Source organism: Rhodanobacter sp. UC4437_H4, from assembly GCF_052978425.1.
Genome location: NZ_CM129673.1, coordinates 239,068 through 265,960, shown reverse-complemented (window position 1 = coordinate 265,960; position 26,893 = coordinate 239,068). Strand labels below are relative to the sequence as shown.

Genomic DNA, 26,893 nt, shown 5'->3' with positions numbered 1-26,893 from the left:
AGATCAACTGGCCAGCGAGCTGTTGTCGATCACGAAGCGGTACTTCACGTCGCCCTTGACCATGCGATCGTAGGCCTCGTCGATCTGCTGCGCGCGGATCATCTCGATGTCGGAGACGATGCCCTTGTCGGCGCAGAAGTCCAGCATCTCCTGCGTCTCGGCGATGCCACCGATCAGCGAGCCGGCAATCGCACGACGCTTGAAGATCAGGTTGCCGATGTTCGGCGTCGGATGCGGGTGCTCCGGCACCCCGACCAGCACCATGGTGCCGTCGCGCTTGAGCAGGCTGGTGTAGGCATCCAGCGAGTGGCTGGCGGCGACGGTGTTGAGGATGAAATCGAAGCTGCCCGCGTGCGCCTTCATCTCGCCGGCGTTGCGCGATACCACCACCTCGTTCGCGCCCAGGTCCAGCGCCGCCTGGCGCTTGCCGTCCGACGTGGTGAAGGCCACCACGTGTGCGCCCATCGCGTGGGCAAGCTTCACGCCCATGTGGCCCAGCCCGCCGATGCCGACCACGCCGACCTTGCTGCCGGGGCCGACCTTCCAGTGCCGCAGCGGCGAGTAGGTGGTGATGCCGGCGCACAGCAGCGGCGCGACGGCAGCCAGTTGCGATTCGGGGTGGCGGACCTTCAGCACGAACTTCTTGTCGACCACGATGCGCTGCGAGTAGCCGCCCAGCGTGTGCCCGGGCGCGTCCGCGGTCGGGCCGTTGTAGGTGCCGACGAAGCCGTTCTCGCAATACTGCTCCAGCCCTTCGTCGCAGGCTGCGCAATGCTGGCAACTGCCTACAAGGCAACCCACGCCCACCGTATCGCCGACCTTGAAGCCGGTCACCTCGCCGCCTACGGCGCTCACATGGCCGACGATCTCGTGACCCGGCACGCAGGGATACAAGGTGCCGCCCCATTCGGAGCGCACGGTATGCAGGTCGGAATGGCACACGCCGCAATAGGCGATCTCGATCTGCACGTCCTGCGGACCGGGCGCGCGGCGCTCGATGTCGAGGGCTTGCAGGGGCTTGTCGGCGGCATGTGCGCCGTAGGCTTTGGTGGTCATGGCGGTTCCTTGGCTCGGGGATGGGGAGAAAATGCAGAGTTCGACCTCGCACGATATTCCTGATCGCGCCGATTCTCCATCCCGTGGCCGGTTTCGCACGCGCTGCAGCGCGGCCTATCGTCCCGATTGGAAATACCGAATGGCGTGCCCGCGCGGTTGGAGGCAGACTGGGTCCGGTCACCTCGACCAACCTGCATCGAAGGAGGCAAGTCCCCATGTCCCACGACAAGAACAAGTCCGCCAGCGGTTCCACTACCGGCGCCGGCGCCCCTGCCGTCAGCGATCGCAACTCGCTGAGCATCGGCCCGAACGGCCCGCTGCTGCTGCACGACGTGCACTTCCTCGAACAGATGGCGCACTTCAACCGCGAGAAGGTGCCCGAGCGCCAGCCGCACGCCAAGGGTGCCGGCGCGTTCGGCGTGCTGCAGGTTACCGAGGATGTGTCCCGTTACACGCGCGCGGCGCTGTTCCGGAAGGGCGCGAAGACCGACATGCTGGCGCGCTTCTCCACCGTCGCCGGCGAATCGGGCAGCCCGGATACCTGGCGCGACGTGCGCGGCTTCTCGCTGAAGTTCTACACCGACGAAGGCAACTACGACCTGGTCGGCAACAACACGCCGGTGTTCTTCCTGCGCGATCCGATGAAGTTCCCGCACTTCATCCGCAGCCAGAAGCGCCTGCCGGATTCGGGCCTGCGCGACAACCACATGCAATGGGACTTCTGGACGTCCAATCCGGAAACCGCTCACCAGGTGACTTACGTGATGGGCGAGCGCGGCCTGCCGCGCACCTGGCGGCACATGAACGGGTACGGCTCGCACACCTACATGTGGATCAATGCCGCCGGCGAGAAGTTCTGGGTGAAATACCATTTCCACACCCGCCAGGGCATGGCGTTCTTCAACAACGCCGAAGCGGCCGCGATGGCCGGCGAGAACGCCGACTTCCACCGCGCCGACCTGTTCAACGCGATCAAGCGCGGCGAATTTCCCGTGTGGGACCTGTCGGTGCAGGTGATGCCGTATGCGGAGGCGAAGAACTACCGCTTCAATCCGTTCGACCTGACCAAGGTGTGGCCGCACAAGGACTACCCGCTGATCAAGGTCGGCACGATGACCTTGAACCGCAACCCGGAAAACTTCTTCGCGCAGATCGAGCAGGCCGCGTTCTCGCCGGGCAACACGGTGCCGGGCATCGGCCTGTCGCCGGACAAGATGCTGCTCGGCCGCGCGTTCGCCTACGCCGACGCCCAGCGCAACCGCATCGGCACCAACTTCCACCAGCTGCCGGTGAACCAACCCAAGGTGCCGGTGAACACGTACATGTTCGACGGCCAGATGGCCTACCACCACAGCAGCAACGCCCCGGTGCATGCACCCAACAGCGGCGGGCGCCCGTGGTCGGACGACACCGGCCCGGTCGAGAACGGCTGGGAAGCCGACGGCGAGATGGTACGCAGCGCATACACGCTGCACGCGGAGGACGACGACTTCGGCCAGGCCGGCACCCTGGTGCGCGAGGTGTGGAACGACGCCCAGCGCGCGCAGTTCGTCGACCAGGTCGCCGGCAGCCTGCTCGGCGGCGTGCGCAGCCCGGTGCTGGAACGCGCCTTTGCTTACTGGAAAAGCGTGGACGCGAAAGTCGGCCAGCAGATCGAGGACAAGGTCCGCGCCGGCAGCGCATCGGAACCGGCCGAGGGCATGGGCGAAGGTTGATCGCCCTCACACCCTGTCGACTCCCGTCACACCCGTAGGAGCCCGCTCGCGGGCGATGCTCTTGTCGGGTGTCGGGGTTCGACAGCCGCAAACCAAAACAGCATCGCCCGCGAGCGGGCTCCTACTGGCGACGGCTTCCCGGTGGCACTGTCTGCTGAACCAGCATTCATCACGTTCACGCAGCCATTTCACCGGCACTGCTTCCATCGGACTCCCCATGAGTCGGCGCCCGGCCAGTCCTGGCCGGCTGGCGACATCACCGAAGAAGGAGTCACTGATGACCAAGCACACACTTCCGCTGTTGATCGGCCTGTCCGTGTGCACGGCAGCCATGGCGCAGCAGGCGCCCGCCCCCGCGCAATCCGGCACCACCACGCAGATCGTCACCACGACCACTCACTGGGGCACGCAGCCGCCGGAAGGCGCGCTGACCGAGGACGCCATCAAGACCGCGATCGCCAATGCCGGCTACAAGGAGGTCAAGGGACTCAAGTTCGAGGACGGCGTGTGGCGCAGCCAGGCACGCGGCGGCAACGACCAGTGGGCGAAAATCACCGTGGGACCGGTCAGCGGCAAGGTCTACGTCACCGACGCCCCGTCCAGGCTCAACAAGGACGAAATCGAGGCCAAGCTCACCGCCGCCGGCTACGAGAAGATCCGCGACGTGGAATACGAGCACGGCCTGTGGAGCGCCGAAGCCGACACCGCCCGCGGCACCGATGTCGAACTGCTGGTCGACCCCGACGACGGCAGCGTGGTGGCCAAGTCGCGCGACTGACATGGCGTTTGCCGACACTGAAAACCCGATGCCTTGATGGCATCGGGTTTTTCATTTCAGGGGCGGCTCAATCGAAATGCTCCATGTCTTCCGGCAAGCCCAGCCAGGAATGCTGACGCCCTTCGTAGACCGATACCTGCGGCGGCGGAAAACTCGGGTCGGCGCCACTCAGCCAATTGCGCACAGGCCTATTAAGGTACAATGGACGCCGTGAAGTCCGCCACGCCGACCATCGCCAACAAGAAGCCGCTCCGCGCCGCCAAAGCGCCCAGCCAGCGGGCCATCGTCCGTGCAGTGGCCAGTTCCACCGCTATCGAAACCGGCAAGAGCATCCGCCAGGTCGAAGAGTCCTTGCTCGGCAAGAACCCCAAGCTTCGCGGAATCGCACTGGCAAGCTGACTCCTCTCAGTTCACCAGGGCCGCTTCAACCAATCGCTGCATCGGCCGGTAGTCGTTCGCCATGCCGGCTCGAATGGCGCCGAAATACGCTGCCTTGTCTGCCTCCCACGCGCTGTAGTCGAGTGGCCCGCGCCCCGCCTGTACCACCATGACGTCGGCCAATAGGCGCGACAGCCGCCCATTCCCCTCGCGAAATGGGTGAATCAGGATGAGTTCTACGTGGGTCATGGCGATCGCTTCGATCAATGAAGCATCATCAATGTCATGGCAAGGCGTGAAACGTGCAAGACAATCGTGTTCAAACACCGTCAACAGACGGGGAATCTGCGTTGCCGCGGCAAAATGGAAATCGCCATTGCCCATGTTGACCGAGCGCTCCATGCCAGCCCATTCATATACATTGCCGAGCCACCGACGATGCCAGGTTTTCAAGTCCGCCACGTACAGGCGCCGATCAGGCAATGCCTCCAACAGCACCGCCCGGTAGATCTGCCCCAATAACTGCAGTTCGACTTCGTCCATCTCGTCTGGATCGGTCACGCCCAGCTTGTTCCGCAAGACCCGGTCGTCCGAGCCAGGCTCGTGGCTGCCTTGGGCCTCACCGGCTTCGTAACGGTTACTCATGCAGACGCGTCCCCCATCTCCTGCCCTCACATCTCCACACAATCAAACCGCCGATCCGCCTCCACCTCGGCGTCGTAGTCCACGTCGTCGCGGTCGAAGCCGAACAGCTGCAGGAACTCGTGCTTGTAGCCGGCATAGTCGGTGATCTGCTTGAGGTTCTCGGTGGTGACGGTGGGCCAGACCGTCTTGCAGGGTTCCTGCACGTCGTCGCGCAGTTCCCAGTCGTCCAGCCGCAGGCGGCCTTCGTCGTCAGTGGGCGCGGCCTTGCCATCAGCACGGTAGAGGCGGTCATGGAACAGGCGGTTGGCCTGCTCGATCGGGTTTTCGTGGATGCCCTTCTCCTTCATGATCTTGAAGGCAATGGAGACGTACAGCGGGATCACCGGGATGGCGGCGCTGGCCTGGGTGACGACGGACTTCATCACGCCCACGTAGGCGTCGAGGCCGGGGTGGCGGCTGCGCAGTTCACGGGCCGTGTTGTCCAGGTGCTGCTTGGCCTGGCCCAGGGTGCCGTGCCAGTACATCGGCCAGGTGATCTCGGTGCCGATGTAGCTGTAGGCGATGGTCTTGGCGTGTTCGGCCAGCACGCCGGCGGCGCTCAGCGCGTCGATCCACAGCGCCCAGTCCTCGCCGCCCATCACGGTGACGGTGTCCTTGATCTCCTGCTCGGTGGCCGGCTCGACGGTGGCCTCGATCACGGTGTCCTTGTTGGTGTCGACCGAGGTGTTGTGGAACGGCTCGCCGATGGTCTTCAGCGCCGAGCGCACCACTTCGCCGGTGTCGGGCAGCTTGCGCACGGGCGAGGCCAGCGAATAGACCACCAGGTCGATCGGGCCGCCCATCTCGTTCTTGATGATCTCGATCGCCTTGGCGCGGGTTTCGTTGGCGAAGGCGTCACCGTTGATCGACTTCGCATAGAGACCGGCGGCCTTGGCCGCCTTGTCGAACGCGGCGGCGTTATACCAACCGGCGGTGCCGGTCTTCTCGTGGCTGCTGGGCTTCTCGAAGAACACGCCCAGCGTGGCCGCGCCGTAGCCGAACGCGGCGGTGATGCGCGAGGCCAGACCGTAGCCGGTGGAGGCGCCGATCACCAGCACGCGCTTGGGGCCTTTGCTCTTGTCGTGGCCGGCGGCCTGGGTGATCGCGATCTGGTCGAGCACGTTGCGCTCGCAGCCGACCGGGTGGGCGGTGACGCAGATGAAACCGCGGACTTTGGGCTTGATGATCACGAGGAGCTCCTGGGGTGTTCGGCAATTCCCCATATTAACCAAGCGACGCGGCCATGCGCTGCCGTAGGGGTCTCGACTCGTGGTGTGGCCCTTCGACTTCGCCGCTGCGCGGCTACGCTCAGGGTGAACGGATGGGGCTTCCGGTTGGGGGCTCGCGCAAAAAAGGAAACCCCGCAGCGAGTGCGGGGTTTCCTTTGCATCATGCGACGCGGGGTCGGCCGATCAGGCGGCTTCGACCGCCGAGGCCTGGGCGCCCTTGGGACCTTGGGTGACTTCGAACTTCACCCGCTGACCTTCCTGCAGGCTGCGAAAGCCCTTGCTGGCGATCGCCGAAAAATGGACGAACACGTCCGCTCCCCCGTCCTCAGGTGCGATGAAACCGAAACCCTTGGCGTCGTTGAACCATTTGACCGTACCGAAAGTCATTGCGTGAACCTCTGGATCCATGGAATGGTGCGCCAGAACTGGTGCGGCTGTTCCCCCCGGCTCGCCGCGCTGGCCGGGGAAAAGTAGCAAGAGGTGAAGCCGCATTGCAATACGAAGAAGTCCGGTCCGTGCACAAATTCACCGGATGCCCTCAGACCCGCAGCAACTCGGCCAGGATGCGCGGCACGTCGGCGGTGGCGGCGGCGAGGTGGGCGAAGATCTCCTCGATGCTGATTTCCGCCTCGTCGCCGCAGCCGGCGGCAAAGTTCGCCACCAGTGCCAGGCAGGCATAGTCCAACTCCAGTTCGCGCGCCAGTACGGCCTCGGGCATGCCGGTCATGCCGACCAGGTCGCAACCGTCGCGCTTCATGCGGGCGATCTCGGCACGGGTTTCCAGCCGCGGCCCCTGGGTGGCCCCGTAGCAGCCGCCGTCGATGGCCGCCACGCCGGCCGCACGCGCCGCATCAAGCAATTGCCGTCGCAACGATCCGGCATACGGCTCGCTGAAGTCGATGTGTTTCACCTCGGCGCCTTCGACGTCGCAGTAGCTGGTGAGGCGGCCGTGGGTGTAGTCGATCAGCTGGTCGGGTACCACGATTACCCGCGGACCCATGTCGTCGCGGATGCCGCCGACGGCATTGACGCCGACCACCCGCCGCGCGCCCAGGCTGTGCAACGCCCACACGTTGGCGCGGTAGTTGACCCGGTGCGGCGGCAGCGTGTGGCTCTCGCCGTGGCGGGCGAGGAAGGCGATGCGCTTGCCGGCGAAGTCGCCGACCACGATGTCGCCGGAGGCCGGGCCGTAGGGCGTGTCCACCGTGTGCCGCTCGGCATTTTCCAGGCCCGGGAAGTTGTACAGGCCGCTGCCGCCGATGACGGCGAGGTCGAGGGGGGTAGTTTCGTGATGGGGCATCGTAATGATCCGTTTTCAGGTTGCAGCCAGAAATTCACCACCGTTCACCTTGAGCGCAGCGCAGCGAAGTCGAAGGGTGATCGGCTGGGGTAGCGCAAGCGCAAATTCGAAGCGCCACACTTGTGCGCCCTGGTCCCGAATCCCTATTCCCCATTCCCGGCCTTCAATGCGTAGATGCCCGGCAGGTTGCGCCCCTGCTCGTAGTAGTCCATGCCGTAGCCGAACACGAAGCGGTCGGGCAGTTCCACGCCGTTGAAATCGGAGGCGATGCCGTCGACCAGGCGATCGTGCCGCTTGGTGCACAGGCTGGCGATCAGCACTTTTTTCGCACCGCGCCTGTAGCAGTCTTCGCGCACTTCCTTCAGCGTGTGGCCTTCGTCGAGGATGTCGTCGACCAGCAGCACGACGCGACCGGCCAGCGACACGGCGGGTGCACGCAGCCAGTGCAGCGTGCTGCCGGTGGTTTCGCCGCGGTAGCGGGTGGCGTGCACGTAGTCGAACTCCAGGTCGGTGCGGATCGCCAGGGCCAGCTGGCCGGCGAAGATCAACGCACCGTTCATCACGGTGAGGAACACCGCGCGCTCGCCGCCGAGCACGGCATCGATGCGTGCGCCCATGTCGGCGATCACCGGCTCCAGCGCCTCGCGGGCATACAGCAGGTCGGCCTGCGCCAGCGCATCGGCCAGGGAGGGATGTGCAGTGTTCATGCGTTTCCTTCGGCGTGCAACGCCGTGATGCGGGCGACGAAACGGTCGCGCTGTGGATTGTCCGCGAGGCCGGCCCAGGTGGCGCCAATGGCGCCGCGCAGCGTGGCGATCGACGCGGGCATGGCGCCGGTATCGGCAGGCAGCGCGGCCAGTGCCTCCTCGACCACCTCGGGGAAGCAGGCAAGCACCAGGTCGCAGCCGGCGTCGAGGTGCGCCCTCACTCGCCCGCCCACGCTGCCGGCCGCGCCGGCGGCGGCCATGCTGATGTCGTCGCTGATCACCGCGCCGGTGAAGCCCAGTTCGCCGCGCAGGACCTGCTCGATCCAGACTTTCGAATAGCCGGCTGGACGGCTGTCCACGGCCGGGTAAATGACGTGCGCCATCATCACCGCTTCGACGCGTGCCTCGATGCATTCGGCGAACGGGCGCAGATCGTCGCGGCGGATCTCGTCCAGGCCGCGCGGGTCGACCGCCGCCACCTTGTGGGTGTCGCCGATGACCGAGCCATGCCCCGGGAAGTGCTTGAGCACTGCGGCCATGCCGCCCAGGTGCATGCCGCGCACGTAGGCCTGGCCCAGTTCGCCGGCCACCGCGGGATCGGCGTGGAAAGCACGCAGGCCGATAGCCGCGTTGCCACGGGCGAGATCGACCACCGGCGCGAAACTGAAATCGACGCCGCTGGCGCGCAGTTCGCTGGCCATCACCCAGGCGTGCTCCTCGGCCAGGCGGATCGCATCAAAGGGGTCGCGGTCGTAAACGGCACCGATCGCTGCCAGCGGCGGCAGCCGGGTGAAGCCGTCGCGGAAGCGTTGCACCGGGCCACCCTCCTGGTCCACCGCGATCAGCAGGTGCTCGCCGCCGGCATCGCGGATCGCCTCGCACAAGGCCATCAACTGCTCGCGCGAACGGTAGTTGCGCGCAAACAGCAGCACGCCGGCGACGCCGGGCGCGCGCAGCCAGCGTTTCTCGGATTCGGCCAGTTCCGGCGCGGCCACGCCGATCATCAGCATGCGGCATCCTCGGCGGCGCGCTCGGCCGGCGACCATTGCCGGTACGGATGCGCGATCAGGTTGACGTTGTAGTAGCGCGTCAGCGCGCTCACCTCGCGGCCCAGCCACGCCGGCCGCGGAAATGAGGCATCGACTGCAGGCAATTCGACCTCGGCGACGACCAGGCCGGCGTTGTCGCCGCCGAATTCGTCGACCTCGAACAGTACGCCGTCGACGCGGACATGATGGCGGACCTTCTCCAGCACGCCGTCGCAGAGGCTGGCCAGCATGACGCGCGCATCGGCCAGCGGTATCGGGTAATCGAATTCGGCCCGCGCGATGCCGGAAGTGGCGGCCTTGATGTTGAGCCACGCCTGCTCACCGGCCAGCCGCGCGCGCACCGAGGCGCGCGCGTGGCCCTCGCGCAAGGCCTGCGCACCGACCAGGTAGCCCTGCGCGATCGGCTCGCTGCGCTCGATCGCGGCGCGCCACTCGTCGGTGGCCAACAGGAATTTGCGTTCGATCTCGATGGGCATAAAAGTCAGGAGTGAACGGAGAGAAGTGAGAAGTGAGAGAGAGCAAGAACAAGAGCGTCAAGCATGCACTGGATTTCTCTCACTTCTCACTCATCTTCATTCACTCCTCGCTCCTCAGCGCTCGAACAGCGCAATCGATTCGACATGGGAGGTATGCGGGAACATGTCCATCACGCCGGCCGAGGCCAGCCGGAAACCGTGCCGGTTGACCAGGATGCCGGCGTCGCGCGCCAGCGAGGCGGGATGGCAGGAGACGTAGACGATGCGTCGGGTCGCCTTGTGCGGCAGGTAGTCGAGCACCTTGTCGGCGCCCGCACGCGGCGGATCGAGCAGCAGCTTGTCCCACGGCTGGCGCGCCCACTCGGTGGCGCGCTGGTCCTCGAACAGGTTGGCGACGTGGAAGCGCGCGTTGGCGATGCCGTTGCGCGCGGCGTTCTGCGCGGCGCGCTCGACCAGGCCGTGCTCGCCTTCCACGCCGACGACCTCGGCCACCCGCCGCGCGATCGGCAGGGTGAAGTTGCCGAGGCCGCAGAACAGGTCGAGCACGCGATCGGCCGGCTGCGGATCGAGCAGCTCCATCGCGCGCGCCATCATCAACTGATTCATGCCGGCGTTGACCTGCACGAAATCGAGCGGCTGGAACTCCAGCTCGACGTCGGCGAAGCGCGCGTCCCCACTGGCGATCGTGAAGGCCAGCCGCGGGTTTTCCGGCCACAACGGATGCACGCTGCTGATGCCGCCCGGCTGCAGGTAGATCGCGAAACCGTGCTGCCGGCCGAACGCGACCAGCGCGGCCTGGTCGTGTTCGCTGAGCGGCTGCATGTGGCGGAACACCAGCGCCATCAGCTCGTCGCCGGCGGCGAATTCGATCTGCGGGATGTCCTCGGCCGCATCCATGGTGCCCAGCAGCTCGGCCAGCAAACCGACCTTGGGGCCGAGCGCCGGATGCATCACTTCGCATTGCCGGATCTCGGTGACGAAGCGCGGGTTCTGCTCCTCGCGGAAGCCGACCAGCACGCGGCCCTTCTTCGCCACGTTGCGTACCGACAGCCGACCCTTGCGCCGATAGCCCCATGGTTCGGCGGTGAGCGGCGGCAACCAGGCTTGTGGCGTGACCTTGCCGATGCGCTCGAAGTTTTCGGCCAGCACGCGTTGCTTGGCGGCGATCTGCGAGGGCGCATCGAGATGCTGCAGCGAGCAGCCGCTGCACTGCGCGAAATGGCGGCATTTCGGTTCGACCCGATGCGGCGAGGCGGTGATCACCTCGACCGTTTCCGCCTCGTCGAAATGCCGGTGCCGCTTGCGCAGCTTCGCCATCACCCGCTCGCCGAGCAAGGCGCCGCTGACGAACACCGTCTTGCCGTCGATCCGCGCCACGCCGCGGCCATCGTGGCCGAGGTCGGTGATGTGTGCTTCAAAGGGTGTGGGCGAGACCGAGTTGGAACGTGACATGGGGCGCAGACAGAAGGGCTGGCCGCCAATTATCACAGATCGGGCCGGACCGCGCCCCCGTAGGGCGGGCACTGCCCGCCGCTCCAGCTTCCGGAGAGCCGGCGGGCAGTGCCCGCCCTACGCGGTAGGGATCACTTTGCGGCGGAAGCTATTTCTTCTGCCAGGCGCCGGCGGCGTTCTGGTAGTACCAGCCGGCGTGCGCCTTCTCGATCCATGTCTTGGCGAAGGCGGTGCGGATCTGCGCCTCCCATTCCGGGTGGTTGTTGGCGACGGCGATCTCGCGGTACAGCGCGGCGCGGTCGCGGTTCTCCTCGGCCACGGCGGCATTGGCCTGGGCGCGCTGGCTCAGCGGCACCTTCGCCGCGTCGCGCATGGCCACCATGCCGTCGTGGGTGAAGCCGACCGCGCCGCTGTCCAGCAGCTGGCCGAGGATGCCGCCGATGCGCTGGTTCATGCGCGCATGAATGGCGTCGGTGGCGCTGGTGTGGACGCGGAAGTCCGGCGTCTCGGCCGCCTGCGCGGCGGGGATCAGCAGGTCGAGCAGCATGGCCGAGGGGTGCCCGGCGTCGCTCTTCGGCGCCGGCGGCGGCTCCTTCGCGGCCGGCTTGCCGGCGGCGTCGGCCTTGTCCAGCACGCTGCCGATGAACTGGTCGGCGGCCTTCTGCGCCGCGGCTTCGGGGAAGTACACGTTGATCGTGACACAGCCGACCAGCGCCACGGCCATGGTGGTCAGGATGACGTAGACGAGCTTGCGCATGACGTGACTCCGGTGCTGAAAAGTAAGTATGTGCAGAAAACCCGTTCTCGTGACTTTCGATCGCCAGTCCGGGCTTGGAGGTCGAATCGGCAACCGCTCAGTGAATCTCGGGCCCGCTGCCGCTGATGGCGTCCTGCAGCCGCTTGACCAGGGTGGGCCAGTCGACCTCGGTCTGGTGGCCGATCACCTGCAGGCGCGGCAGGCCGCTGCCTTCGACGATAGTGTAGCCACCGTCGGTCGGTTCCAGACCGCTCATCTTGCACACGGTGCCCTGCAAGGTGCAATTGAGGCCGATGCGCTGGTAGCCGAACGTCTTGAACAGTTTCAGCATCGCGCCCTGCAGGCCGGCAGCCACGCCGCCGCCACCGACCGAGGTGAGGTTGTTCACCGCGCGCTGGCTGATCCGTCCGCCGTCGCCGGCGAGCAGGCTGGCCTTGAACGCCACCGGGCTCCAGTCGACCAGGCGCAGGCCCTGGATGCTGCCGTCCAGCCGCCCGGTGATGCTGCCGAAGTCGAACACGCTGGTGATCGCACCGAGATCGAGCTGCTTCAGGTCGATATCCGCGCTGAGCACCGGACTGGTCCCGAACGGTTGCTGCAGGGACAGCCGGGTGATGTCGACGAAGCCGTCGAACACGTGTGCGCTGAGCCCGCCGCCGAGTTCCAGCCGGTCGTCGACCCAGCGCAGCGAGGGCACCGCGCCGGCCAGCGTGCCGGGGAACGCGGGCCAGCCCATCGCCTGGCTGAACGCCTTCATGTCCACGCCGGTCAGCACCAGCGAGGTCGCCAGCCGCTGGCCGGCAGCCGCGGCGGGGGACCAATCGAACTGGCCGATCTGCAGCTGGCCACCCAGCACCGGCAGCGTCAGCGGCTGCTGCAGGCTCAGCATGCCGTCATGGCTGCGCCAGGTCGATTGGGCCGCGCCGTTCTCGATCCGGTAGAAACCCAGCCCGCGCCAGCCCAGCGTGGTGACGGGCCGGTCGCCCTTGGCCGACCAGTCCAGCGCGCCGTGCAGGCCGTCGATCGCCAGGCGCCCGGCAGCGTCGGTCAGGTCGAACCCATCGGTCTTGAACGCGAAGCTGCGCAGGGAATCCTCACGCCAGTCGACACTGGCGTCGATGTCGCCGGCCACCGTGAGGTCCTGCAGGCCCATCGTGTCGAGCCAGGAGCGCCCGTAACGTTCGTACGCCGCCGGGAAGCTGGCGTGCAGGCGGTCCAGCCGCAAGGCGCTCGGCGCGCCTTTGGCATCGAACGCCAGCGCGCCGGAGAGCTGCAGCGCATCGGCATCGGTGAAACGCAGGCGGCTCAGCTCCACCGCCCCGTCCGCAGCGTTGGCATGCAGATTCAACTGCACGGGATGATCGGGCAGCTTGGCGTAGAGCGGACCCAGCAGCAGCTCGCCGCCGCGCAGGCCTGCATCGAGGTCGATCTGTGCCGGGCCATCGCCGTAGTCGAGGTTGAAGCGGCCATTGCCGCTGACGCCCCGCCCGGCAAGCGTGCCGCTGGGCGTGTCGAAACCCACCTCGTGCAGACTGAACTGGCCGGAGGAACGCAGGCCCGGGTCACGCAGGTCCAGTGCCAGCTCGGCATCCACCCGGCCGGCGGTGGTGCGGCCGGACCAGACGGTGCCGAGCAGGCCTTGCAGCCAGCCTGCCGGCAGGTTTGTCACACGGATCTGCGCATGCGTGGGCTGATCCAGCGGCAAGGCGCCGCTGAGCGTGGCCTGGCCCTGCAACACGTCGATCTGCAAGGTGTTGGCCGCCGGGCTCACCTGCACCTGCACCTGCGCATCGGCGAGCGCGCCGCCGGGCGCGCGGGCCAGCTTGAGGTTGCCGTCCAGCACCCAGCCCATGTGCTCGTTGCGGCGCAGGCTGCCGGCAAGATCCAGCGGCAGGCGGCGCCAGCCCATGGCCGGCAGGTCGGCCTTGTCCGCATGCAGCGACACGGTGAGCGTGCCGGCGCCGTCCTCGCCCAGGCGCAGTGTCACCGCCTGCAGTTGAAGTCCCGGCATGCTGATCGACCTGGCCGACAGCAGCACGTCGGCCCGCGCCGGCGCGAACCAGAGCAGACCCAGCAGGAGGCCGCAACACAGCGCGAAGCGGCTCGAAATGTGGCTTGAAGTCGGGCGCATCTCGGGCCATTCTGCCAAATCCAGATGAACGACAAGGATTTCGTCTTGAGCGAGCGCCCGGAATCTTGCAGTTCGTCCCTCCGCCAGGCACCCCGCCCCTATGTTCTGGTCGCCGATGACGACCCCGGCAGTTGCCGCTTCCTCAGCGACGGGCTGCGCTCGCTGGGCGCCACGGTGGAGACCGCCGGCAGCGGCCGGGAAGCGCTGGAGCGCGCCGGTGCGGGCAAGTTCGACCTGTTGCTGCTCGACTGCCGCATGCCCGGCGGCGGCGCCCTGCACGTGCTGGAGCAACTGCGCGCCGATGTCCGCTCCGCCTCCGTCGACAGCACCGCCGTGGCCACCAGCGCGGACATCGCGCCGGCCGACCGCAACGACCTGCTGGCGGCAGGCTTCAGCGACATCCTGCTCAAACCCTGCACCCTGACCGACCTGCGCCGCGTGCTGGCGCTGATCCAGGCCGAGTCGTCGTCCGTGCTGGACGATGGCGCGGCGCTCTGCAGCAGCGGCGACGCCACCACGATGCGTGCGTTGCGCCTGTTGCTGCGCGAGGAACTCGCGCTGCTGCAAGGCGAACTGGACCAGCTCAGCGCCGACCGCGTCGCATTCGCCGAACGGCTGCACCGGCTGCGTTCCTCATGCGGATTTTGCGGTGCCACGGCGCTGGCCGAACAGGCGGTGCGACTGCAGCGGCAACTCCTGCCCGACGGCTCCGCGCCCGCCGCCTTGGCCAGCTTCCGCCGCGTGCTGGCCGCGACGCTGCAGGCGCTGGACAGCTAGGAGCGTGGGCGGTAGAAACTTTCGAGGCGAAAAAGTGGCTGCGTGAGGACAGATTTTCGACGATTCGCCGGCCCATAGTGGTTCTACGGGCAGGAAGCGGCGGAAATATGGACCGCGCAGACGCTTTTGCAGCCCGGGAGATTTCTACCGCCCACGCTCCCGGCGCGGACTCACGCCGGCGGCTTGGCGCGGTCGCTGCCCGCGGCGGGAGTGCGGCGCGAGACCGCCATCGACAGCACCCGCCACGCGCGCAACTCGCCGCCGCCGAGGTGGAAGCGGATGATTTCGCGCATCAGGTCGCGCAATGCTTTCAGGCCGTGCGGGTCGGGCATGCGGTCGTGCGCCAGTGCCAGCAGGTCGGCGCCGCGCATCGCGCGGGGCGCGTCGGCGGCGCAACGCCGCGCGCCTTCCTCGACCTGGTAGCGATACCACGCGTCCGGCTCGATCACCTCGCCGGTATCTGCCTCGTGCAGCAACGGCAGGCCGTAACCGGTGGCCTGCAGCAGGTCGCGTTCGAAGCGGCGCAGGCTCCAGCTGATCGATTCGCCCGTGGCCAGCCGCGCCAGCGCTGCGGCATAGGCATCGAACAGCGGCCCCAGCGGGTCCTGCCGCCCGGTCAGGCGCACCACCAACTCGTTGAGATACAGCCCGGCCAGCGCCGCGTCGCCTTCCAGCCGCTGCGGCGTGCCGACCGCCTCGACGGCGGTGAGCGTGGCCATCTCGCCGCGCAGCAGCAGACCCAGCGCCAGCGGCTGGAACGGTTCGAGCTGCGCACGCCGCAACCGTGCACGCTCACCGCGCACGCCCCGCGCCACCACACCCAACCGCCCATGCTCGCGGGTCAGGCACTCCAGCAACAGCGACGTCTCGCGATACGGCCGCGCGTGCAGGACATAGGCGGGTTGCTGGTCGATGCGCATGGCTTGGGGGCTGGGAATAGGGAATGGAGAATAGGGAACAGGAGAGCAGTGGTCGCCTTGGCGATTCCCTACTTCCTGTTCCATAACTCGCAGAAAGCCAAAATGGGAAAACGGGATGGGAGAGCGGCGGATTCGGCTTTGACGATTCCCTATTCCCTATTCCCCATTCCCTGCTCTCAATCCGTATACCCGAATTTCTTCAGCATGTTTTCGTCGTCGGCCCAGCCTTCGCGGACCTTGACCCACAGGCGCAGGAACACTTTGCGCTCGAACATGCGCTCCATGTGGCGGCGGGCGCCGGAGCCGATCGCCTTGAGCTGGGCGCCGCCCTGGCCGATCACGATGGCTTTCTGGCCGGCGCGCTCGACCCAGATCACGGCGTGGATTTCGGCGACGCCGTCCGGCCGATCCTCGAACTGCTCGATCTCCACCGTGGTGGCGTACGGCAGCTCCTGGTCCAGCCGCAGCATCAACTGTTCGCGCACCATCTCGGCGGCGAGGAACCGTTCGCTGCGGTCGGTGACCTCGTCGACGCCGTAGATCGGCGCGCGTACCGGCAGGCGCTTGATGATGGCCTGCTCCAGCGCCTGCAGGCCCTGTTCCTTCAACGCGCTGACGTAATGGATCTCGTCGTACTGATGGTGCTGCGCCAGTTCGGCCACGAACGGCAGCATCACGGTCTTGTCCTTGTTCAGATCGACCTTGTTGATCACCAGCAGGCGCGGCGCGGACTGCTCGACCAGGGCGGTGTACAGCGCCTCGTCCTCGTCGGTGAAGCGACCGGCCTCGATCACCTGCACCACCAGGTCCACGTCGCCGATCGCCGAGCGGGCGGCGCGGTTGAGACTGCGGTTCATCGCCCGCTTGGCGCCCCGGTGCAGGCCCGGGGTGTCCACGTAGAGGATCTGCCCGGCCTCGTTGGTGTGGATGCCGAGAATGCGATGGCGCGTGGTCTGCGGTCGCGGGCTGATGATGGACAGGCGAAAGCCGATCAGCGCGTTGAGCAGGGTCGACTTGCCCACGTTCGGGCGTCCGGCCAGGGCCACGGTGCCGCAGCGGAAATCCTCATGCGGCAGGCTGCCGTCGGCGATGTCGAGGGGGTCGTTCATGGTGGCAGGCTCGGCGAGTCGGAGGGCAAGTGTAGTGCGTGGAAGGCGCGCGCACGGTGAACCCGCGGCGCCGGCGGCTCAGGAGTCGCGCGCCAGTTCCAGCAACTGGCCGAGCACGCTCTCGGCGGCATCCTGTTCGGCGGCGCGGCGGCTGCCGGCCGTGGCAGCGGCGACGATCTGCAGCGGTTCAGTGATGCGGCAGGTCACGTCGAAGGTCTTGGCGTGGTCCTCGCCGTGGCTGTCGACCAGCTCGTACTGCGGCAGCGGCCAGCCCCCGGATTGCAGGTGTTCCTGCAGCCGGGTCTTGGCGTCCTTGGACGAGCGTCGCAGCGCGGCGACGCGCTCGCCGAACAGATCGCGCACCAGGCTGCGGCAGGTGTCGAAACCGCCATCCTCGTACACCGCCGCCACCAGTGCCTCGAACGCATCGGCGAGGATCGAGTCGCGACGGAAGCCGCCGCTCTTGAGCTCGCCGGGGCCGAGCTTCAGCTCGTCGCCCAACTCCAGCTCGCGCGCCACCACGGCCAGCGCGTTGCCGTTGACCAGTTGCGCACGCAGCCGCGACAGCTCGCCTTCGCTGGCCTTGGGATGCACCTCGTAAAGCAGCTCGGCGATGATCGCGCCCAGCAGCGCATCGCCGAGGAACTCCAGCCGTTCGTTGTTGGGCTTGCCGGCGCTGCGGTGGGTCAGCGCCAACTGCGCCCAGGCCGGATCACTGAATCGGTGACGGAGCTTCAACGTCTACTCGCCGACATTGCCCTGCAGCGGCACGCTCTTGTTGAAGTGCAGCAGGAAGTCGATGTTGTACATGAACGGGATCTGCTTGTCGTAGGCCACGGTCAGCACGCTGGTGCCGCCGGCGTCGCGCTTGATGGTGATGTTGGCCGGCTTGACGGTGGCATCGTCGACGTACTGGAAGCCGAGCTTGAACATCAAATCGCGGCGGATCGAGTCCAGCGACTTGCCATTGGTGCCTTCGGTGGCGATCTGGTTCATCGCCTTGGTCACGCCCATGTACTCGGAATACGACGGCGCCAGTTTCATCGCCATGTAGGCAAAGAAGCCCACTACCACGATGATGAGCAGGAAGCCGATCAGGGTGATGCCCGACTGTTTCGATTTCATAGTCCCCTCGCTATGCCGCCTGGGCGGCCGTTCGATCTGTGGATGTCCCGGTGTCGCCCGCACCCGCCGCACCGGCCCGGCCGGGGCCGATGGCGCCTGCGGATTCTCGCACTTGTTGGCCGCAGGCGGGGAGCGGGCGGCACGATCGCATCACGTTTTCGCGGTCGCGCGCCTGGCCGGAGGATGCGTCAGTGGATGACCGTGCCGATGCGCGAGAAATCCACGCCGCCGGTGCCCCAGCCCTTCCAGCTCATCCAGATCAGGAATGCCTTGCCGGCCAGGTTCTGCTCCGGCATGCAGCCCCACCAGCGGCTGTCTTCACTGTTTTCGCGGTCGTCGCCCATCACCAGATAGCAGTTGTCGGGCACCACCGCAGGCATGTTCGCGTTGGGCACCGGCGGCGTGGGCATGCGGTCGGGCATGCGCGCGATCAGGTGGGTCACCTTGCCCAGGTGCTCTTTCCAGATGGTGGCGCCGTAGGCGAGCAGTTCCTCGTCCGCCGGGCGCGCGTGGTTGCCCTTGAACGGGCCGATCTTCTCGGCCGGCACCGGCTTGCCGTTGATCACGATCTCGCTGTCGCGGATCTGGATGGTGTCGCCGGGCAGGCCGATCACGCGCTTGATCCAGTTCTGGTTCGGCACCGGAACGCTGCAGTCCGCATTGCCGCCGTGCACTACCGTGCCGTCGTCGCGATGGCAGGTGAAGCCGGGCCAGCGGAACACCACCACGTCGCCGCGCTCGGGTTCGCCCAGGTCGAGGATCTTGTTGTTGAACGCCGGCAGGCGCAGGCCATAGGCGAACTTGTTGACCAGGATGAAATCGCCCACGTCCAGCGTCGGCATCATCGAGCCGGACGGGATGCGGAACGGCTCGGCCACGAACGACCGCAGCAGCAGCACCACCAGCACCACCGGGAACAGCGAGCGCGCCCAGTCCACCGGCATCGGGTCGCGATACTCCTCGCCCGCCGCGTCCAGCCGCGCCTTGCGCTTCTTGTACAGGAACAGCCGATCCAGCCCCCACACCACGCCGAACAGCACGGTGAGGCCAAGCAGAATCGCCGCAAAATCAAATTCCATGAGGGGCTCCCTTTGGAGCCAGGAATGGGAAATCGGGAATGGGGAATAGTGAAGCCGCTCTTCCTATTCCCGATTCCCGATTCCCTATTCCCGGCCTTTGGCTATTTATCCACTTTCAACACGGCGAGGAAGGCTTCCTGGGGGATCTCGACCCGCCCGACCTGCTTCATCCGTTTTTTGCCTTCCTTCTGTTTCTCCAGCAGCTTCTTCTTGCGGCTGACGTCGCCGCCGTAGCACTTGGCCAGCACGTTCTTGCGCAATGCCTTCACCGTCGAGCGGGCGATGATCTGCGCGCCGATCGCGGCCTGGATCGCCACGTCGAATTGCTGGCGCGGAATCAGCTCCTTCATGCGCTCGACCAGTTCGCGGCCGCGGCGGTCGGCGTGGCTGCGGTGCACGATCAGGCTCAGCGCGTCGACGCGCTCGCCGTTGATCAGCACATCGGTGCGCACGAACGGACCGGCCTCGAAACGGTCGAAGTGGTAATCCATCGAGGCGTAGCCGCGCGAAACGGACTTCAGCCGGTCGAAGAAATCCATCACCACCTCGGCCAGCGGCATCTCGTAGCTGATCTGCACCTGGGTGGCCAGGTACTGGATCGAACGCTGCACGCCGCGCTTTTCCTCGCACAGCTTGATCACGCTGCCGATGTAGTCCGGCGGGGTGAGGATGTTGGCCACGATGATCGGTTCGCGGATTTCCTGGATCAGGCTGGAGTTGGTCGGCAGCTTGGCCGGGTTGTCCAGTTGCAGGATCGAGCCGTCGCTGAGCAGCACCTCGTAAACCACCGTGGGTGCGGTGGTGATCAGGTTGAGGTCGTATTCGCGCTCCAGCCGCTCCTGCACGATTTCCATGTGCAGCATGCCGAGGAAGCCGCAGCGGAAGCCGAAGCCCATCGCCTCGGAGGACTCCGGCTCGAAGAACAGCGCGGCGTCGTTCAAGCGCAGCTTGTCCAGCGCCTCGCGCATCGCCGGGAAGTCGTCCGACGACACCGGGAACAGGCCGGCGAACACGCGCGGCTGCATGGTCTGGAAGCCCGGCAGCGGTGCCGCGGCCGGCTTGCCGGCGTGGGTCAGCGTGTCGCCCACCGGCGCGCCGTGCACGTCCTTGATCGAGGCGTTGATCCAGCCCACTTCGCCCGCCGACAGCTTGTCCAGCTTCTTGCGCTTGGGCGTGAACACGCCGACGTCGTCGACCTCGTGGCTGCGCCCGGTGGACATCACCAGCAACTTGTCGCCGGGCTTGATCTCGCCCTGCATGACGCGCACCAGCGAGATCACGCCGAGGTAGTTGTCGAACCACGAGTCGATGATCAGCGCCTGCAGGCGATCGGTGTCGCGCGGCTTGGGCGGCGGGATGCGCGCCACGATTGCCTCCAGCACCTCGACCACGTTGAGCCCGGTCTTGGCGCTGATCGCCACCGCGTCGGTGGCGTCGATGCCGATCACCGCCTCGATCTCGCCCTTGACCTTCTCGACGTCGGCGGTGGGCAGGTCGATCTTGTTGAGCACCGGCACCACTTCCAGGCCCATCTCCACCGCGGTGTAGCAGTTGGCCACGGATTGGGCCTCGACGCCCTGTGCCGCGTCGACCACCAGCAGCGCACCCTCGCACGCGGCCAGCGAACGGCTCACCTCGTAGGAGAAATCCACGTGGCCGGGGGTGTCGATGAAGTTGAGCTGGTAGGTCTTGCCGTCGCGCGCGGTGTAGGGCAGCGACACCGACTGTGCCTTGATGGTGATGCCGCGCTCGCGCTCGATCGGATTGTTGTCCAGCACCTGTGCTTCCATCTCGCGGTCAGCCAGACCGCCGCAGATCTGGATGATGCGGTCGGCCAGCGTGGACTTGCCGTGATCGATGTGGGCAATGATGGAGAAGTTGCGGATCAATTCCATGGAGCGCGAGCGGCCTTTCGGTCGTGGGGTCCGCCGCCACGCACCATGCATGACGACGCGCCGCCCCGAGGCGACGCCAACCCCGCATTATCGCATGGAACACCCGTCCGGCAGGCATCCGCGAGGGGATCGGTGCCGCCCCGCGACGGGCGGCACCCTTGCCGGGCGAGGTCCGGCTACTTCCCGTCCGGCACGGTCAGGCCGATGAACTGGCTCTGGTCGCCGCGGCGCACCAGCAGCAGGACCGTGCTGCCCGCCTTGACGTCCTTCGTGGCCGCCTCGAACTCCGCCACGCTGCCGATCTTGCGCTGGTTGACCATCAGGATCACGTCGCCGGCGCGCAGCCCCGACTGCGCCGCCACCGGACCGGTGATGGCGTCGATCACCACGCCCTGCCCGTCCTTCAGCCCGAGTTGCTTGCGGGTATCGTTGTCGAGCGACTGCACGCTCAACCCCAGCGCGGCCGAACCGCTGCGCGCGGAGGGCGAGCCGGCGCTGCGGTTGTCCACGGCATTGCCGTCGCGCTTGGCCTCGCCGATGGTCACCTGCACGGTCTGCTTCTTGCCGTTGCGCAGGATCTCCACCGGCACCTTGCTGCCCGGCTTGGTCATGCCCACCAGCGGCGGCAGGTCGGCGGCCTGCTGCAGGTCGTGGTTGTCGTAGGCCAGGATGATGTCGCCGGCCTGGAGGCCGGCCTTGCCGGCACCGCTGTCCGGGTCCACGTCGACCACGGCCGCGCCGACGCCGTTGTCGAGCTTGAACGCCTTGACGATGTCGTCGCTGACCGGCTGCACAGTCACGCCGAGCAGGCCGCGCGAGACGTAGCCCTTGGTCTTGAGCTGCTGCACCGCGTTCATTGCCACGTCGATCGGGATCGAGAACGACACGCCGAGATAGTCGCCGGTGTTGGAATAGATCTGCGAATTGATGCCGACCACCTGGCCCTGCAGGTTGAACAGCGGGCCGCCGGAGTTGCCGCGGTTGATCGGCACGTCGGTCTGGATGAAGGAGGTATATGGCTGGTCGCGCTGGCCCAGGTTGCGGCCCACCGCGCTGACGATGCCCTGGGTCACGGTGTAGTCGAAGCCGAACGGCGAGCCGATCGCGAGCACCCACTGGCCCGGTTTCAGGCTGCGCGAATTGCCGATGGTCACCGTCGGCAGCGCACCGCCGGCATCGACCTTGAGCAGGGCGATGTCATAGGTCGGGTCGGTGCCGACCACCTTGGCGGTCAGCGTGCGGCGATCCTGCAGGCGCACGGTGACTTTGTCCGCATGGTCGACCACGTGGTTGTTGGTGAGGATGTAACCGTCGCTGGAGATGATGAAACCCGAACCCAGCGAGGTATGCCGCTGCTCCTCGGGCGAGGGCATCATCGGCATGCCGAAGAAGCGCCGCAGGATCTCGGCGCCCGGGTCGTTGGGCATGCCCTGCCCCGGTCCCATCTGGCCCTGCACGCGCATCGAGCGATTCGGTTCGCCGGTGTACCGGGCCTCCACGTGCACTACCGCAGGGGCGTTCTGCTGCACGATGCCAGTGAAATCCGGCAGCGCCGCGGCGGCCGCCGGCTGGGCCTGCACGCCGCCGACCCCGGCCAGGCCCAGCAGGGCGCAACAGGCCAGCGTACGCAAGATGGAATGACTCATGACTCCTCCTTGGGTTTGAACTGCAGCCGGCGCGAACCGGCGATCAATGACGACGCGGCAAGCGGGCCGCGGCACAGTCGAGCGGCCGCACAACACCTTCGGCGCAGGCACCGAGGGGACATCCGCATCAACAGGATTTGCCGCGAACCATCACTCGCCCGACAATCTCAGCGCCGGCCGGCAGCGGCCTGGTGCGAGGCATCCGGTGCCGGGTCGAGCAGCAGCAGATAGCTGCCGTCGTTGTTGTCCAGGGTGCGATAACGATGCATCGCCGGGTAGGTCGACATCCGCCGCGCATCACGCGACTGGCCGTCGTCCAGCGGCGCGCCCAGGGTAGCCGAAGCCTGCTGGCTGAGCAGGCCGGCGGCGTTGCCGCTGAGCCATGGCGGCACCGAAGGCGGTGCTGCCGGCGTGCTCGCCGGCGTCGACAAGGTCACCTGGCTGGTCCCCGCCACTACGGCGGAGTCCACGCGGCCGGCATCGCCCGCCGGCTGGCTGATCATCAACGCCGCGGCGGCCACGCTGGCGGCGATCACGCCACCACCGGACCAGCGCAACCAGGCGTGCCGTCGCGACGGCGCCGCGGCGGCCACCGTCTCCTGCTCGATCGCCAGCATCACCCGCGCGGCGAAGCCGCCGGAGGCGCGCAGGGTGATCTCGCGGCGCAGGCCGTCGCGGGCAAAGTGGTAGCCCGACCATGCCTGGCGCAAGGCTTCATCGTGATCGAGTCGGCGCAACAGGAAACGCAACTGCTCGACAGGCAATTCGCCGTCCATGCTGGCCGAGAGATTCTCGAGGGCGTCCTGGTGGGTCTGTGCCTGGTTCATGTCGGATCCTCGCGGCCAGACAGCAGCGGCCGCAGCTTTTCGTCGATCGCCTCACGCGCCCGGAAGATGCGCGAACGCACCGTACCGATCGGACAGCCCATCGCTTCGGCGATTTCATCGTAACTGAGGCCATCCACTTCACGCAGGGTGATGGCGGTCCGCAGTTCCTCGGGCAGGGCTTGGACAGTGGAAAACACCGATTGTTCAATTTCCTGGCGCATCAATTCGTGCTCGGGGGTGGCGCTGTCGTGCATGCGCTCGGCCCCGGCCATGAACTCGGCTTCGTCCGCGTCGACGTCGCCGGAGGGCGGCCGTCGCCCCATCGCCACCAGGTGGTTCTTGGCGGTGTTGACCGCGATCTTGTACAGCCAGGTATAGAACGCGCTGTCGCCACGGAACGACCCGATCGCGCGCCAGGCGCGGATGAAGGATTCCTGCGCGATGTCCTCGCACTCGGCATGGCTGCGCACGTAACGCGAAATCAGCCCGATCAGCTTGTGCTGGTACTTGCGCACCAGCAGGTCGAAGGCGCGCTTGTCCCCCTGCTGGACCCGCTCGACCAGCGCGCGGTCCAGTTCGTTTTCGCCCATGCGGGCCGTGTCCATCGTCAATGCCGTCATCCGCTGAGGGTGCCTGGGGTGAGCTGAACCCGGCGCTCAGACCACGAGCGGCCCACCGAGTTCAGTTTAGCCAATCGTCGCGCCAGCTCCCGTTATGGGGCCGCCTGCGGACCGCTCAAGCCGGTTCGGCCTGCCGCACGCCCAGCAGGCGCTGGCGCTCGGCCAGCATCTTCTCGAAGCTGATCGGCTGCAACGGCCGGCAGAACAGGTAGCCCTGCAGCTCGTCGCAATGGTGGTCGCGCAGGAATTGCAGGTGCTGCTCGGTCTCCACGCCCTCGGCCACCACCGCACGGTTCAGCCGGTGGGCCATCTCGATGGTGGCCCGCACGATCGCCTCGTCGTCCGGGTCCACGCCGATATTGCGCACGAAGCTCTGGTCCACCTTGATGCGGTCGGCGGGCAGCCGGCGCAGGTAGTCCAGCGAGGCGGCGCCGGTGCCGAAATCGTCGATCGCGATGTGACAGCCGAGCCGGTGCAGCGCATTGAGGTTCTCCACCAGGTTCGGCGCCGCCTTGATGCTGATGCTCTCGGTGATCTCCATTTCCAGCAGGGTGGGATCGAGCCCGGTCTCGCGCAGCGCGCGCGCCACCATCTCCAGCAACTGCGGCTCCATCAACTGCACGGCCGACAGGTTGACGCCCAGGCGCAGGCGCAAGCCGTAGCGCTGCTCCCACTCGCGCGCCTGGCGGCAAGCGGTGTGCATCACCCATTCGCCGATCGACACGATCAGCCCGGTCTCCTCGGCCAGCGGAATGAACACGGCGGGGCTGATCATGCCCAGCTCGGGGTGCTCCCAGCGCACCAGCGCCTCCATGCCCACGATGTCCTCGGTCTCGGCATTGACCTGGGGCTGATAGACCACGCGCAACTCGCCGTTGCCTTCGGCGTGGCGCAGGCGCGTCTTCAGCGCCATGCCGTGCTGGCGCGCGTACTCCGGACTGACCTCGTAGATCTGGAAGTTGTTGCGGCCCTTGTGCTTGGCCGAATACATCGCCTCGTCCGCATGCTTGAGCAGGGTATCGGCGTCGTTGGCGTCGTCGGGAAAAAAGCTCACGCCCATCGACACGGTGACCTGCAGCTCCACGCCGTCTTCCAGGAAGATCGGCGACTCCATCATCTGCACGATCTTCTCGGCCACGCGCAGCACGTCGTCGTTCTTGACGATGTGGCGCAGCACGATGGTGAACTCGTCGCCGGCATAACGCGCCACGGTGTCGGAGGCGCGGATGCTGCCGCGCAACCGCTGGGTGACAGTGCGCAACACCCGGTCGCCGGTGGCGTGGCCGTAGGTATCGTTGATGGCCTTGAACCGGTCCAGGTCGACGAACAGCAGGGCAAAGCACTCGCCGTTGCGGATCGCCTCGCGCAGGATCGCCTCCAGCCGGTCGTTGAACAGCAACCGGTTGGGCAACCCGGTCAAGGCATCGACCAGGCCCTCGGCGCGACCCTGTTCGCGGGTGCGCTGCAACTCCAGCGTGCGGGCGAAACGCGCCGCCGCGCAACGCAGCACCGGCTCGACCACCGCCATCTCGGCGAAACCGCGGCGGCTGCCGGCGAGCACGGCGCCGAGCACGCTGTGCCGCTCGTCGTACATCGGCAAGCCGACGAAGCCGGCCAGATCCAGCTGCTGCAGCAGCGGGTCGACCGCCGCCAGCTTGCCGGCATCGCTCTGGTACCGCATCGCCTGCCCGCCCAGCACCAGTTGCAGCGAACTCTGCAGGTAGCCCGGCGGCCACTGCGCGTGTTCCTCGCGGCTCAGTTGCAGGACCTGGGCGGGGGCGTCGGCCGTTTCCGGACGGACCGACCACACGGCCAGATAGTCCAGCGCCAGCTCGTCGAACAGCAGTTGCGCGCAGGCGGACTGCGCGTCGACGCCGCTGCTTGAGGCGAACAGGCGCGACAACAGCGACAACGCCGCCTCCGGCCGCAGGTCGGCGCGATCGCTGCGAAACTGCAGCGCCAGAGCCGCGCTGCCGCCCTGCTCGACCCGCCGCACGTTCACCTGACCGGTGTCGTAACCCAGCGACGACTTGCGCCGGGCCGGATGCCAGCGGCGATCCGCGTCGTTGAAAATGGTGGCCGACGTGTCGCCCTCGAGCTGTACCGCCTCGGCCAGCGCCAGCCCGGCCCACTCGCTGGCAGGCAGGCGACTGTGCCGGATCACGCCGGGACTGACTTCGAGCAGGCACTGGCTCTGCAGGTCGACCATCAACCATTCGCTGCCGCTTTCCTCGAAGGCCCATCGCCAATCGCCGGCCGCACCCCAAACCGTCGGGACCGGGCCACCGGCGGCGCTGACCGGCAGGCGCTGCCAGCGCGCGACCAGTTCGGTGGCAATCTGTCCGGCGCAAAGCCAGTCGGCGATCCCCGGCGGCAGGTCGGCCGGGCTGCACGGCGCGCCATCGGCCAGCACCACGATCAGCGGCGCATCGGCGGCGCCCGGCAGCCGGCGCAATTGCTCGCAAGCGGCGCAGGCCTGGGTTTCGTCGCCATCCAGCACCAGCACCATCAACTGCAGCGGTTCCTGCGCGGCATTGCCCTCCAGCAGGATCGCCGCGTGGGAAATGTCGCGCGCCGAATGCAGCCGCGCGTAGCCGGCACGATCGAGCGCGTCGAACAGCGCCCGGCGCAGGTCGCGCTGGGCGGCTACCAGCAGGATGCCGGCATTCATGTGCGCGGCCTCATGTCAGCCAGCGACCATCGCGCAGGCGCAGCTGGCGCGGCTTGCCGTCTTCGGTACTGACCTGGGCGGCGAGGTCGCCCAGGTGGGCCACCAGCGCCTGCGGCGCATCGACCAGCACCACGCGGCGCAGGTGGCCCTTGGGCGCCCGCGCCAACTGGCGCAGCATGGCTGCATCCACCGCCGACAAGGGCAGCTCCACCCCGCGCAGGAAATAGACGCCGAAATGCATGCTCTGCTGCATGTAACGCAACGCATTGCCGAGCCGCTCGCAGTCCGGCACCCGGGCATGGGCCTCGCGCAGGCTGCCCAGCCCGGTGTCCGGCTGCCACAGGTATACCGCCTGGCCGCTGTGCCTGGCCAGCACGCGCACCTGTTCGATCAGCGCTTCGGCGTCCTTGCTTTGCAACACGACCAGGCCACTGGGCGCGGTCAGGATGCGTTCGAATATCTCGGCGCCAGCCTGGGGTACGGCGGAGGCCATGGCGATGGTCATCTGGTTT

At 67.2% G+C, this 26,893-nt stretch carries 26 protein-coding genes; 4 read left to right on the top strand and 22 right to left on the bottom strand.

All coding sequences use genetic code 11. From position 1 onward, the window contains the following. Nucleotides 1-3: 3 nt before the first annotated feature. On the bottom strand, nt 4-1,056 hold the full coding sequence (locus tag ACVCL3_RS01390) for an NAD(P)-dependent alcohol dehydrogenase (RefSeq protein WP_447098765.1): 1,053 nt from the start codon (nt 1,054-1,056) through the stop codon (nt 4-6). A gap of 215 nt (nt 1,057-1,271) precedes the next feature. Between ACVCL3_RS01390 and ACVCL3_RS01385 the strand changes: the two genes are divergently transcribed. From ACVCL3_RS01385 to ACVCL3_RS01375, 3 genes are all read left to right on the top strand, one after another. Further along, a complete protein-coding gene (locus ACVCL3_RS01385) occupies nt 1,272-2,771 on the top strand; it encodes a catalase (RefSeq protein ID WP_447100243.1) in 1,500 nt (499 codons plus the stop codon). A gap of 277 nt (nt 2,772-3,048) precedes the next feature. Next, on the top strand, nt 3,049-3,549 hold the full coding sequence (locus ACVCL3_RS01380; protein ID WP_447100242.1) for a PepSY domain-containing protein: 501 nt from the start codon (nt 3,049-3,051) through the stop codon (nt 3,547-3,549). A gap of 210 nt (nt 3,550-3,759) precedes the next feature. Then, a complete protein-coding gene (locus tag ACVCL3_RS01375) occupies nt 3,760-3,948 on the top strand; it encodes a hypothetical protein (RefSeq protein ID WP_447100241.1) in 189 nt (62 codons plus the stop codon). Nucleotides 3,949-3,954: 6 nt separating this feature from the next. On the opposite strand, the gene ACVCL3_RS01370 is transcribed toward ACVCL3_RS01375, so the two are convergent. From ACVCL3_RS01370 to ACVCL3_RS01325, 10 genes are all read right to left on the bottom strand, one after another. Next, nucleotides 3,955-4,572: a Fic/DOC family protein gene (locus tag ACVCL3_RS01370; protein WP_447100240.1), complete on the bottom strand. Its 618-nt coding sequence runs from the start codon at nt 4,570-4,572 to the stop codon at nt 3,955-3,957. A gap of 26 nt (nt 4,573-4,598) precedes the next feature. Beyond that, nucleotides 4,599-5,801: an enoyl-ACP reductase FabV gene (gene fabV / locus ACVCL3_RS01365; RefSeq protein WP_447100239.1), complete on the bottom strand. Its 1,203-nt coding sequence runs from the start codon at nt 5,799-5,801 to the stop codon at nt 4,599-4,601. A gap of 222 nt (nt 5,802-6,023) precedes the next feature. Beyond that, nucleotides 6,024-6,227: a cold-shock protein gene (locus ACVCL3_RS01360; protein WP_136259031.1), complete on the bottom strand. Its 204-nt coding sequence runs from the start codon at nt 6,225-6,227 to the stop codon at nt 6,024-6,026. Nucleotides 6,228-6,378: 151 nt separating this feature from the next. Further along, on the bottom strand, nt 6,379-7,140 hold the full coding sequence (locus ACVCL3_RS01355; protein ID WP_447100238.1) for an S-methyl-5'-thioinosine phosphorylase: 762 nt from the start codon (nt 7,138-7,140) through the stop codon (nt 6,379-6,381). Between the two features lie 143 nt (nt 7,141-7,283). Next, nucleotides 7,284-7,847 carry a hypoxanthine-guanine phosphoribosyltransferase gene (locus ACVCL3_RS01350; RefSeq protein ID WP_447100237.1) on the bottom strand — a complete coding sequence of 188 codons (564 nt, stop codon included), beginning with the start codon at nt 7,845-7,847 and terminating at the stop codon, nt 7,284-7,286. Beyond that, nucleotides 7,844-8,857, bottom strand: coding sequence for a beta-N-acetylhexosaminidase (gene nagZ, locus ACVCL3_RS01345; protein WP_447098760.1), 1,014 nt, complete (start codon nt 8,855-8,857; stop codon nt 7,844-7,846). The genes ACVCL3_RS01350 and nagZ overlap by 4 nt, the downstream gene beginning before the upstream one ends. Next, the gene (locus tag ACVCL3_RS01340; protein WP_447098759.1) at nt 8,851-9,372 is read right to left on the bottom strand and encodes a CYTH domain-containing protein; all 522 of its coding nucleotides are present in this window, start codon (nt 9,370-9,372) and stop codon (nt 8,851-8,853) included. The genes nagZ and ACVCL3_RS01340 overlap by 7 nt, the downstream gene beginning before the upstream one ends. Before the next feature lie 114 nt (nt 9,373-9,486). Next, nucleotides 9,487-10,824 (bottom strand): 23S rRNA (uracil(1939)-C(5))-methyltransferase RlmD, encoded by a 1,338-nt coding sequence (rlmD, locus tag ACVCL3_RS01335; RefSeq protein ID WP_395118811.1) that lies wholly within the window; start codon nt 10,822-10,824, stop codon nt 9,487-9,489. 148 nt (nt 10,825-10,972) lie between these two features. After that, entirely contained in the window at nt 10,973-11,581 is a 609-nt protein-coding gene (locus ACVCL3_RS01330) for a YdbL family protein (RefSeq protein WP_395118813.1), read from the bottom strand. A 97-nt stretch (nt 11,582-11,678) separates the two neighbouring features. Beyond that, nucleotides 11,679-13,712, bottom strand: coding sequence for a hypothetical protein (locus ACVCL3_RS01325; RefSeq protein ID WP_447100236.1), 2,034 nt, complete (start codon nt 13,710-13,712; stop codon nt 11,679-11,681). A 24-nt stretch (nt 13,713-13,736) separates the two neighbouring features. On the opposite strand from ACVCL3_RS01325, the gene ACVCL3_RS01320 reads away from it, so the two are divergent. After that, nucleotides 13,737-14,489, top strand: a complete 753-nt coding sequence (locus ACVCL3_RS01320) for a response regulator (RefSeq protein WP_447100235.1) — start codon at nt 13,737-13,739, stop codon at nt 14,487-14,489. A 170-nt stretch (nt 14,490-14,659) separates the two neighbouring features. On the opposite strand, the gene recO is transcribed toward ACVCL3_RS01320, so the two are convergent. From recO to ACVCL3_RS01265, 11 genes are all read right to left on the bottom strand, one after another. Continuing rightward, nucleotides 14,660-15,409 (bottom strand): DNA repair protein RecO, encoded by a 750-nt coding sequence (gene recO, locus ACVCL3_RS01315; protein ID WP_447100234.1) that lies wholly within the window; start codon nt 15,407-15,409, stop codon nt 14,660-14,662. Between the two features lie 176 nt (nt 15,410-15,585). Further along, nucleotides 15,586-16,518 carry a GTPase Era gene (gene era / locus ACVCL3_RS01310; RefSeq protein ID WP_395118821.1) on the bottom strand — a complete coding sequence of 311 codons (933 nt, stop codon included), beginning with the start codon at nt 16,516-16,518 and terminating at the stop codon, nt 15,586-15,588. A gap of 78 nt (nt 16,519-16,596) precedes the next feature. Beyond that, nucleotides 16,597-17,256: a ribonuclease III gene (gene rnc / locus ACVCL3_RS01305; protein WP_447100233.1), complete on the bottom strand. Its 660-nt coding sequence runs from the start codon at nt 17,254-17,256 to the stop codon at nt 16,597-16,599. Between the two features lie 3 nt (nt 17,257-17,259). Beyond that, on the bottom strand, nt 17,260-17,643 hold the full coding sequence (locus ACVCL3_RS01300) for a DUF4845 domain-containing protein (protein WP_395118825.1): 384 nt from the start codon (nt 17,641-17,643) through the stop codon (nt 17,260-17,262). 188 nt (nt 17,644-17,831) lie between these two features. Beyond that, nucleotides 17,832-18,722 (bottom strand): signal peptidase I, encoded by an 891-nt coding sequence (gene lepB, locus ACVCL3_RS01295; RefSeq protein ID WP_395118827.1) that lies wholly within the window; start codon nt 18,720-18,722, stop codon nt 17,832-17,834. A gap of 101 nt (nt 18,723-18,823) precedes the next feature. Beyond that, nucleotides 18,824-20,617, bottom strand: a complete 1,794-nt coding sequence (lepA, locus tag ACVCL3_RS01290; RefSeq protein WP_395118829.1) for a translation elongation factor 4 — start codon at nt 20,615-20,617, stop codon at nt 18,824-18,826. A 176-nt stretch (nt 20,618-20,793) separates the two neighbouring features. Next, nucleotides 20,794-22,263 (bottom strand): Do family serine endopeptidase, encoded by a 1,470-nt coding sequence (locus tag ACVCL3_RS01285; protein ID WP_395118831.1) that lies wholly within the window; start codon nt 22,261-22,263, stop codon nt 20,794-20,796. Between the two features lie 167 nt (nt 22,264-22,430). Continuing rightward, entirely contained in the window at nt 22,431-23,090 is a 660-nt protein-coding gene (locus ACVCL3_RS01280) for a sigma-E factor negative regulatory protein (protein ID WP_395118833.1), read from the bottom strand. Further along, complete coding sequence (gene rpoE, locus ACVCL3_RS01275) at nt 23,087-23,680, bottom strand: RNA polymerase sigma factor RpoE (RefSeq protein WP_395121396.1); 594 nt, start codon at nt 23,678-23,680, stop codon at nt 23,087-23,089. The genes ACVCL3_RS01280 and rpoE overlap by 4 nt, the downstream gene beginning before the upstream one ends. 145 nt (nt 23,681-23,825) lie before the next feature. After that, on the bottom strand, nt 23,826-26,381 hold the full coding sequence (locus ACVCL3_RS01270) for a putative bifunctional diguanylate cyclase/phosphodiesterase (protein ID WP_447100232.1): 2,556 nt from the start codon (nt 26,379-26,381) through the stop codon (nt 23,826-23,828). A gap of 10 nt (nt 26,382-26,391) precedes the next feature. Next, nucleotides 26,392-26,886 carry a hypothetical protein gene (locus tag ACVCL3_RS01265; protein ID WP_395118837.1) on the bottom strand — a complete coding sequence of 165 codons (495 nt, stop codon included), beginning with the start codon at nt 26,884-26,886 and terminating at the stop codon, nt 26,392-26,394. Nucleotides 26,887-26,893 lie beyond the last annotated feature (7 nt).

Coding starts and splice junctions, on each gene's coding strand:
- era (WP_395118821.1), bottom strand. CDS start 16,518: ATGAACGACCCCCTCGACATCGCCGACGGCAGCCTGCCGCATGAGGAT.
- ACVCL3_RS01265 (WP_395118837.1), bottom strand. CDS start 26,886: ATGACCATCGCCATGGCCTCCGCCGTACCCCAGGCTGGCGCCGAGATA.
- ACVCL3_RS01350 (WP_447100237.1), bottom strand. CDS start 7,847: ATGAACACTGCACATCCCTCCCTGGCCGATGCGCTGGCGCAGGCCGAC.
- ACVCL3_RS01330 (WP_395118813.1), bottom strand. CDS start 11,581: ATGCGCAAGCTCGTCTACGTCATCCTGACCACCATGGCCGTGGCGCTG.
- recO (WP_447100234.1), bottom strand. CDS start 15,409: ATGCGCATCGACCAGCAACCCGCCTATGTCCTGCACGCGCGGCCGTAT.
- ACVCL3_RS01320 (WP_447100235.1), top strand. CDS start 13,737: ATGAACGACAAGGATTTCGTCTTGAGCGAGCGCCCGGAATCTTGCAGT.
- ACVCL3_RS01355 (WP_447100238.1), bottom strand. CDS start 7,140: ATGCCCCATCACGAAACTACCCCCCTCGACCTCGCCGTCATCGGCGGC.
- ACVCL3_RS01385 (WP_447100243.1), top strand. CDS start 1,272: ATGTCCCACGACAAGAACAAGTCCGCCAGCGGTTCCACTACCGGCGCC.
- ACVCL3_RS01360 (WP_136259031.1), bottom strand. CDS start 6,227: ATGACTTTCGGTACGGTCAAATGGTTCAACGACGCCAAGGGTTTCGGT.
- lepB (WP_395118827.1), bottom strand. CDS start 18,722: ATGGAATTTGATTTTGCGGCGATTCTGCTTGGCCTCACCGTGCTGTTC.
- ACVCL3_RS01270 (WP_447100232.1), bottom strand. CDS start 26,381: ATGAATGCCGGCATCCTGCTGGTAGCCGCCCAGCGCGACCTGCGCCGG.
- rlmD (WP_395118811.1), bottom strand. CDS start 10,824: ATGTCACGTTCCAACTCGGTCTCGCCCACACCCTTTGAAGCACACATC.
- ACVCL3_RS01300 (WP_395118825.1), bottom strand. CDS start 17,643: ATGAAATCGAAACAGTCGGGCATCACCCTGATCGGCTTCCTGCTCATC.
- nagZ (WP_447098760.1), bottom strand. CDS start 8,857: ATGCTGATGATCGGCGTGGCCGCGCCGGAACTGGCCGAATCCGAGAAA.
- ACVCL3_RS01340 (WP_447098759.1), bottom strand. CDS start 9,372: ATGCCCATCGAGATCGAACGCAAATTCCTGTTGGCCACCGACGAGTGG.
- lepA (WP_395118829.1), bottom strand. CDS start 20,617: ATGGAATTGATCCGCAACTTCTCCATCATTGCCCACATCGATCACGGC.
- ACVCL3_RS01280 (WP_395118833.1), bottom strand. CDS start 23,090: ATGAACCAGGCACAGACCCACCAGGACGCCCTCGAGAATCTCTCGGCC.
- ACVCL3_RS01380 (WP_447100242.1), top strand. CDS start 3,049: ATGACCAAGCACACACTTCCGCTGTTGATCGGCCTGTCCGTGTGCACG.
- ACVCL3_RS01285 (WP_395118831.1), bottom strand. CDS start 22,263: ATGAGTCATTCCATCTTGCGTACGCTGGCCTGTTGCGCCCTGCTGGGC.
- rpoE (WP_395121396.1), bottom strand. CDS start 23,680: ATGGGCGAAAACGAACTGGACCGCGCGCTGGTCGAGCGGGTCCAGCAG.
- ACVCL3_RS01325 (WP_447100236.1), bottom strand. CDS start 13,712: ATGCGCCCGACTTCAAGCCACATTTCGAGCCGCTTCGCGCTGTGTTGC.
- ACVCL3_RS01370 (WP_447100240.1), bottom strand. CDS start 4,572: ATGAGTAACCGTTACGAAGCCGGTGAGGCCCAAGGCAGCCACGAGCCT.
- ACVCL3_RS01390 (WP_447098765.1), bottom strand. CDS start 1,056: ATGACCACCAAAGCCTACGGCGCACATGCCGCCGACAAGCCCCTGCAA.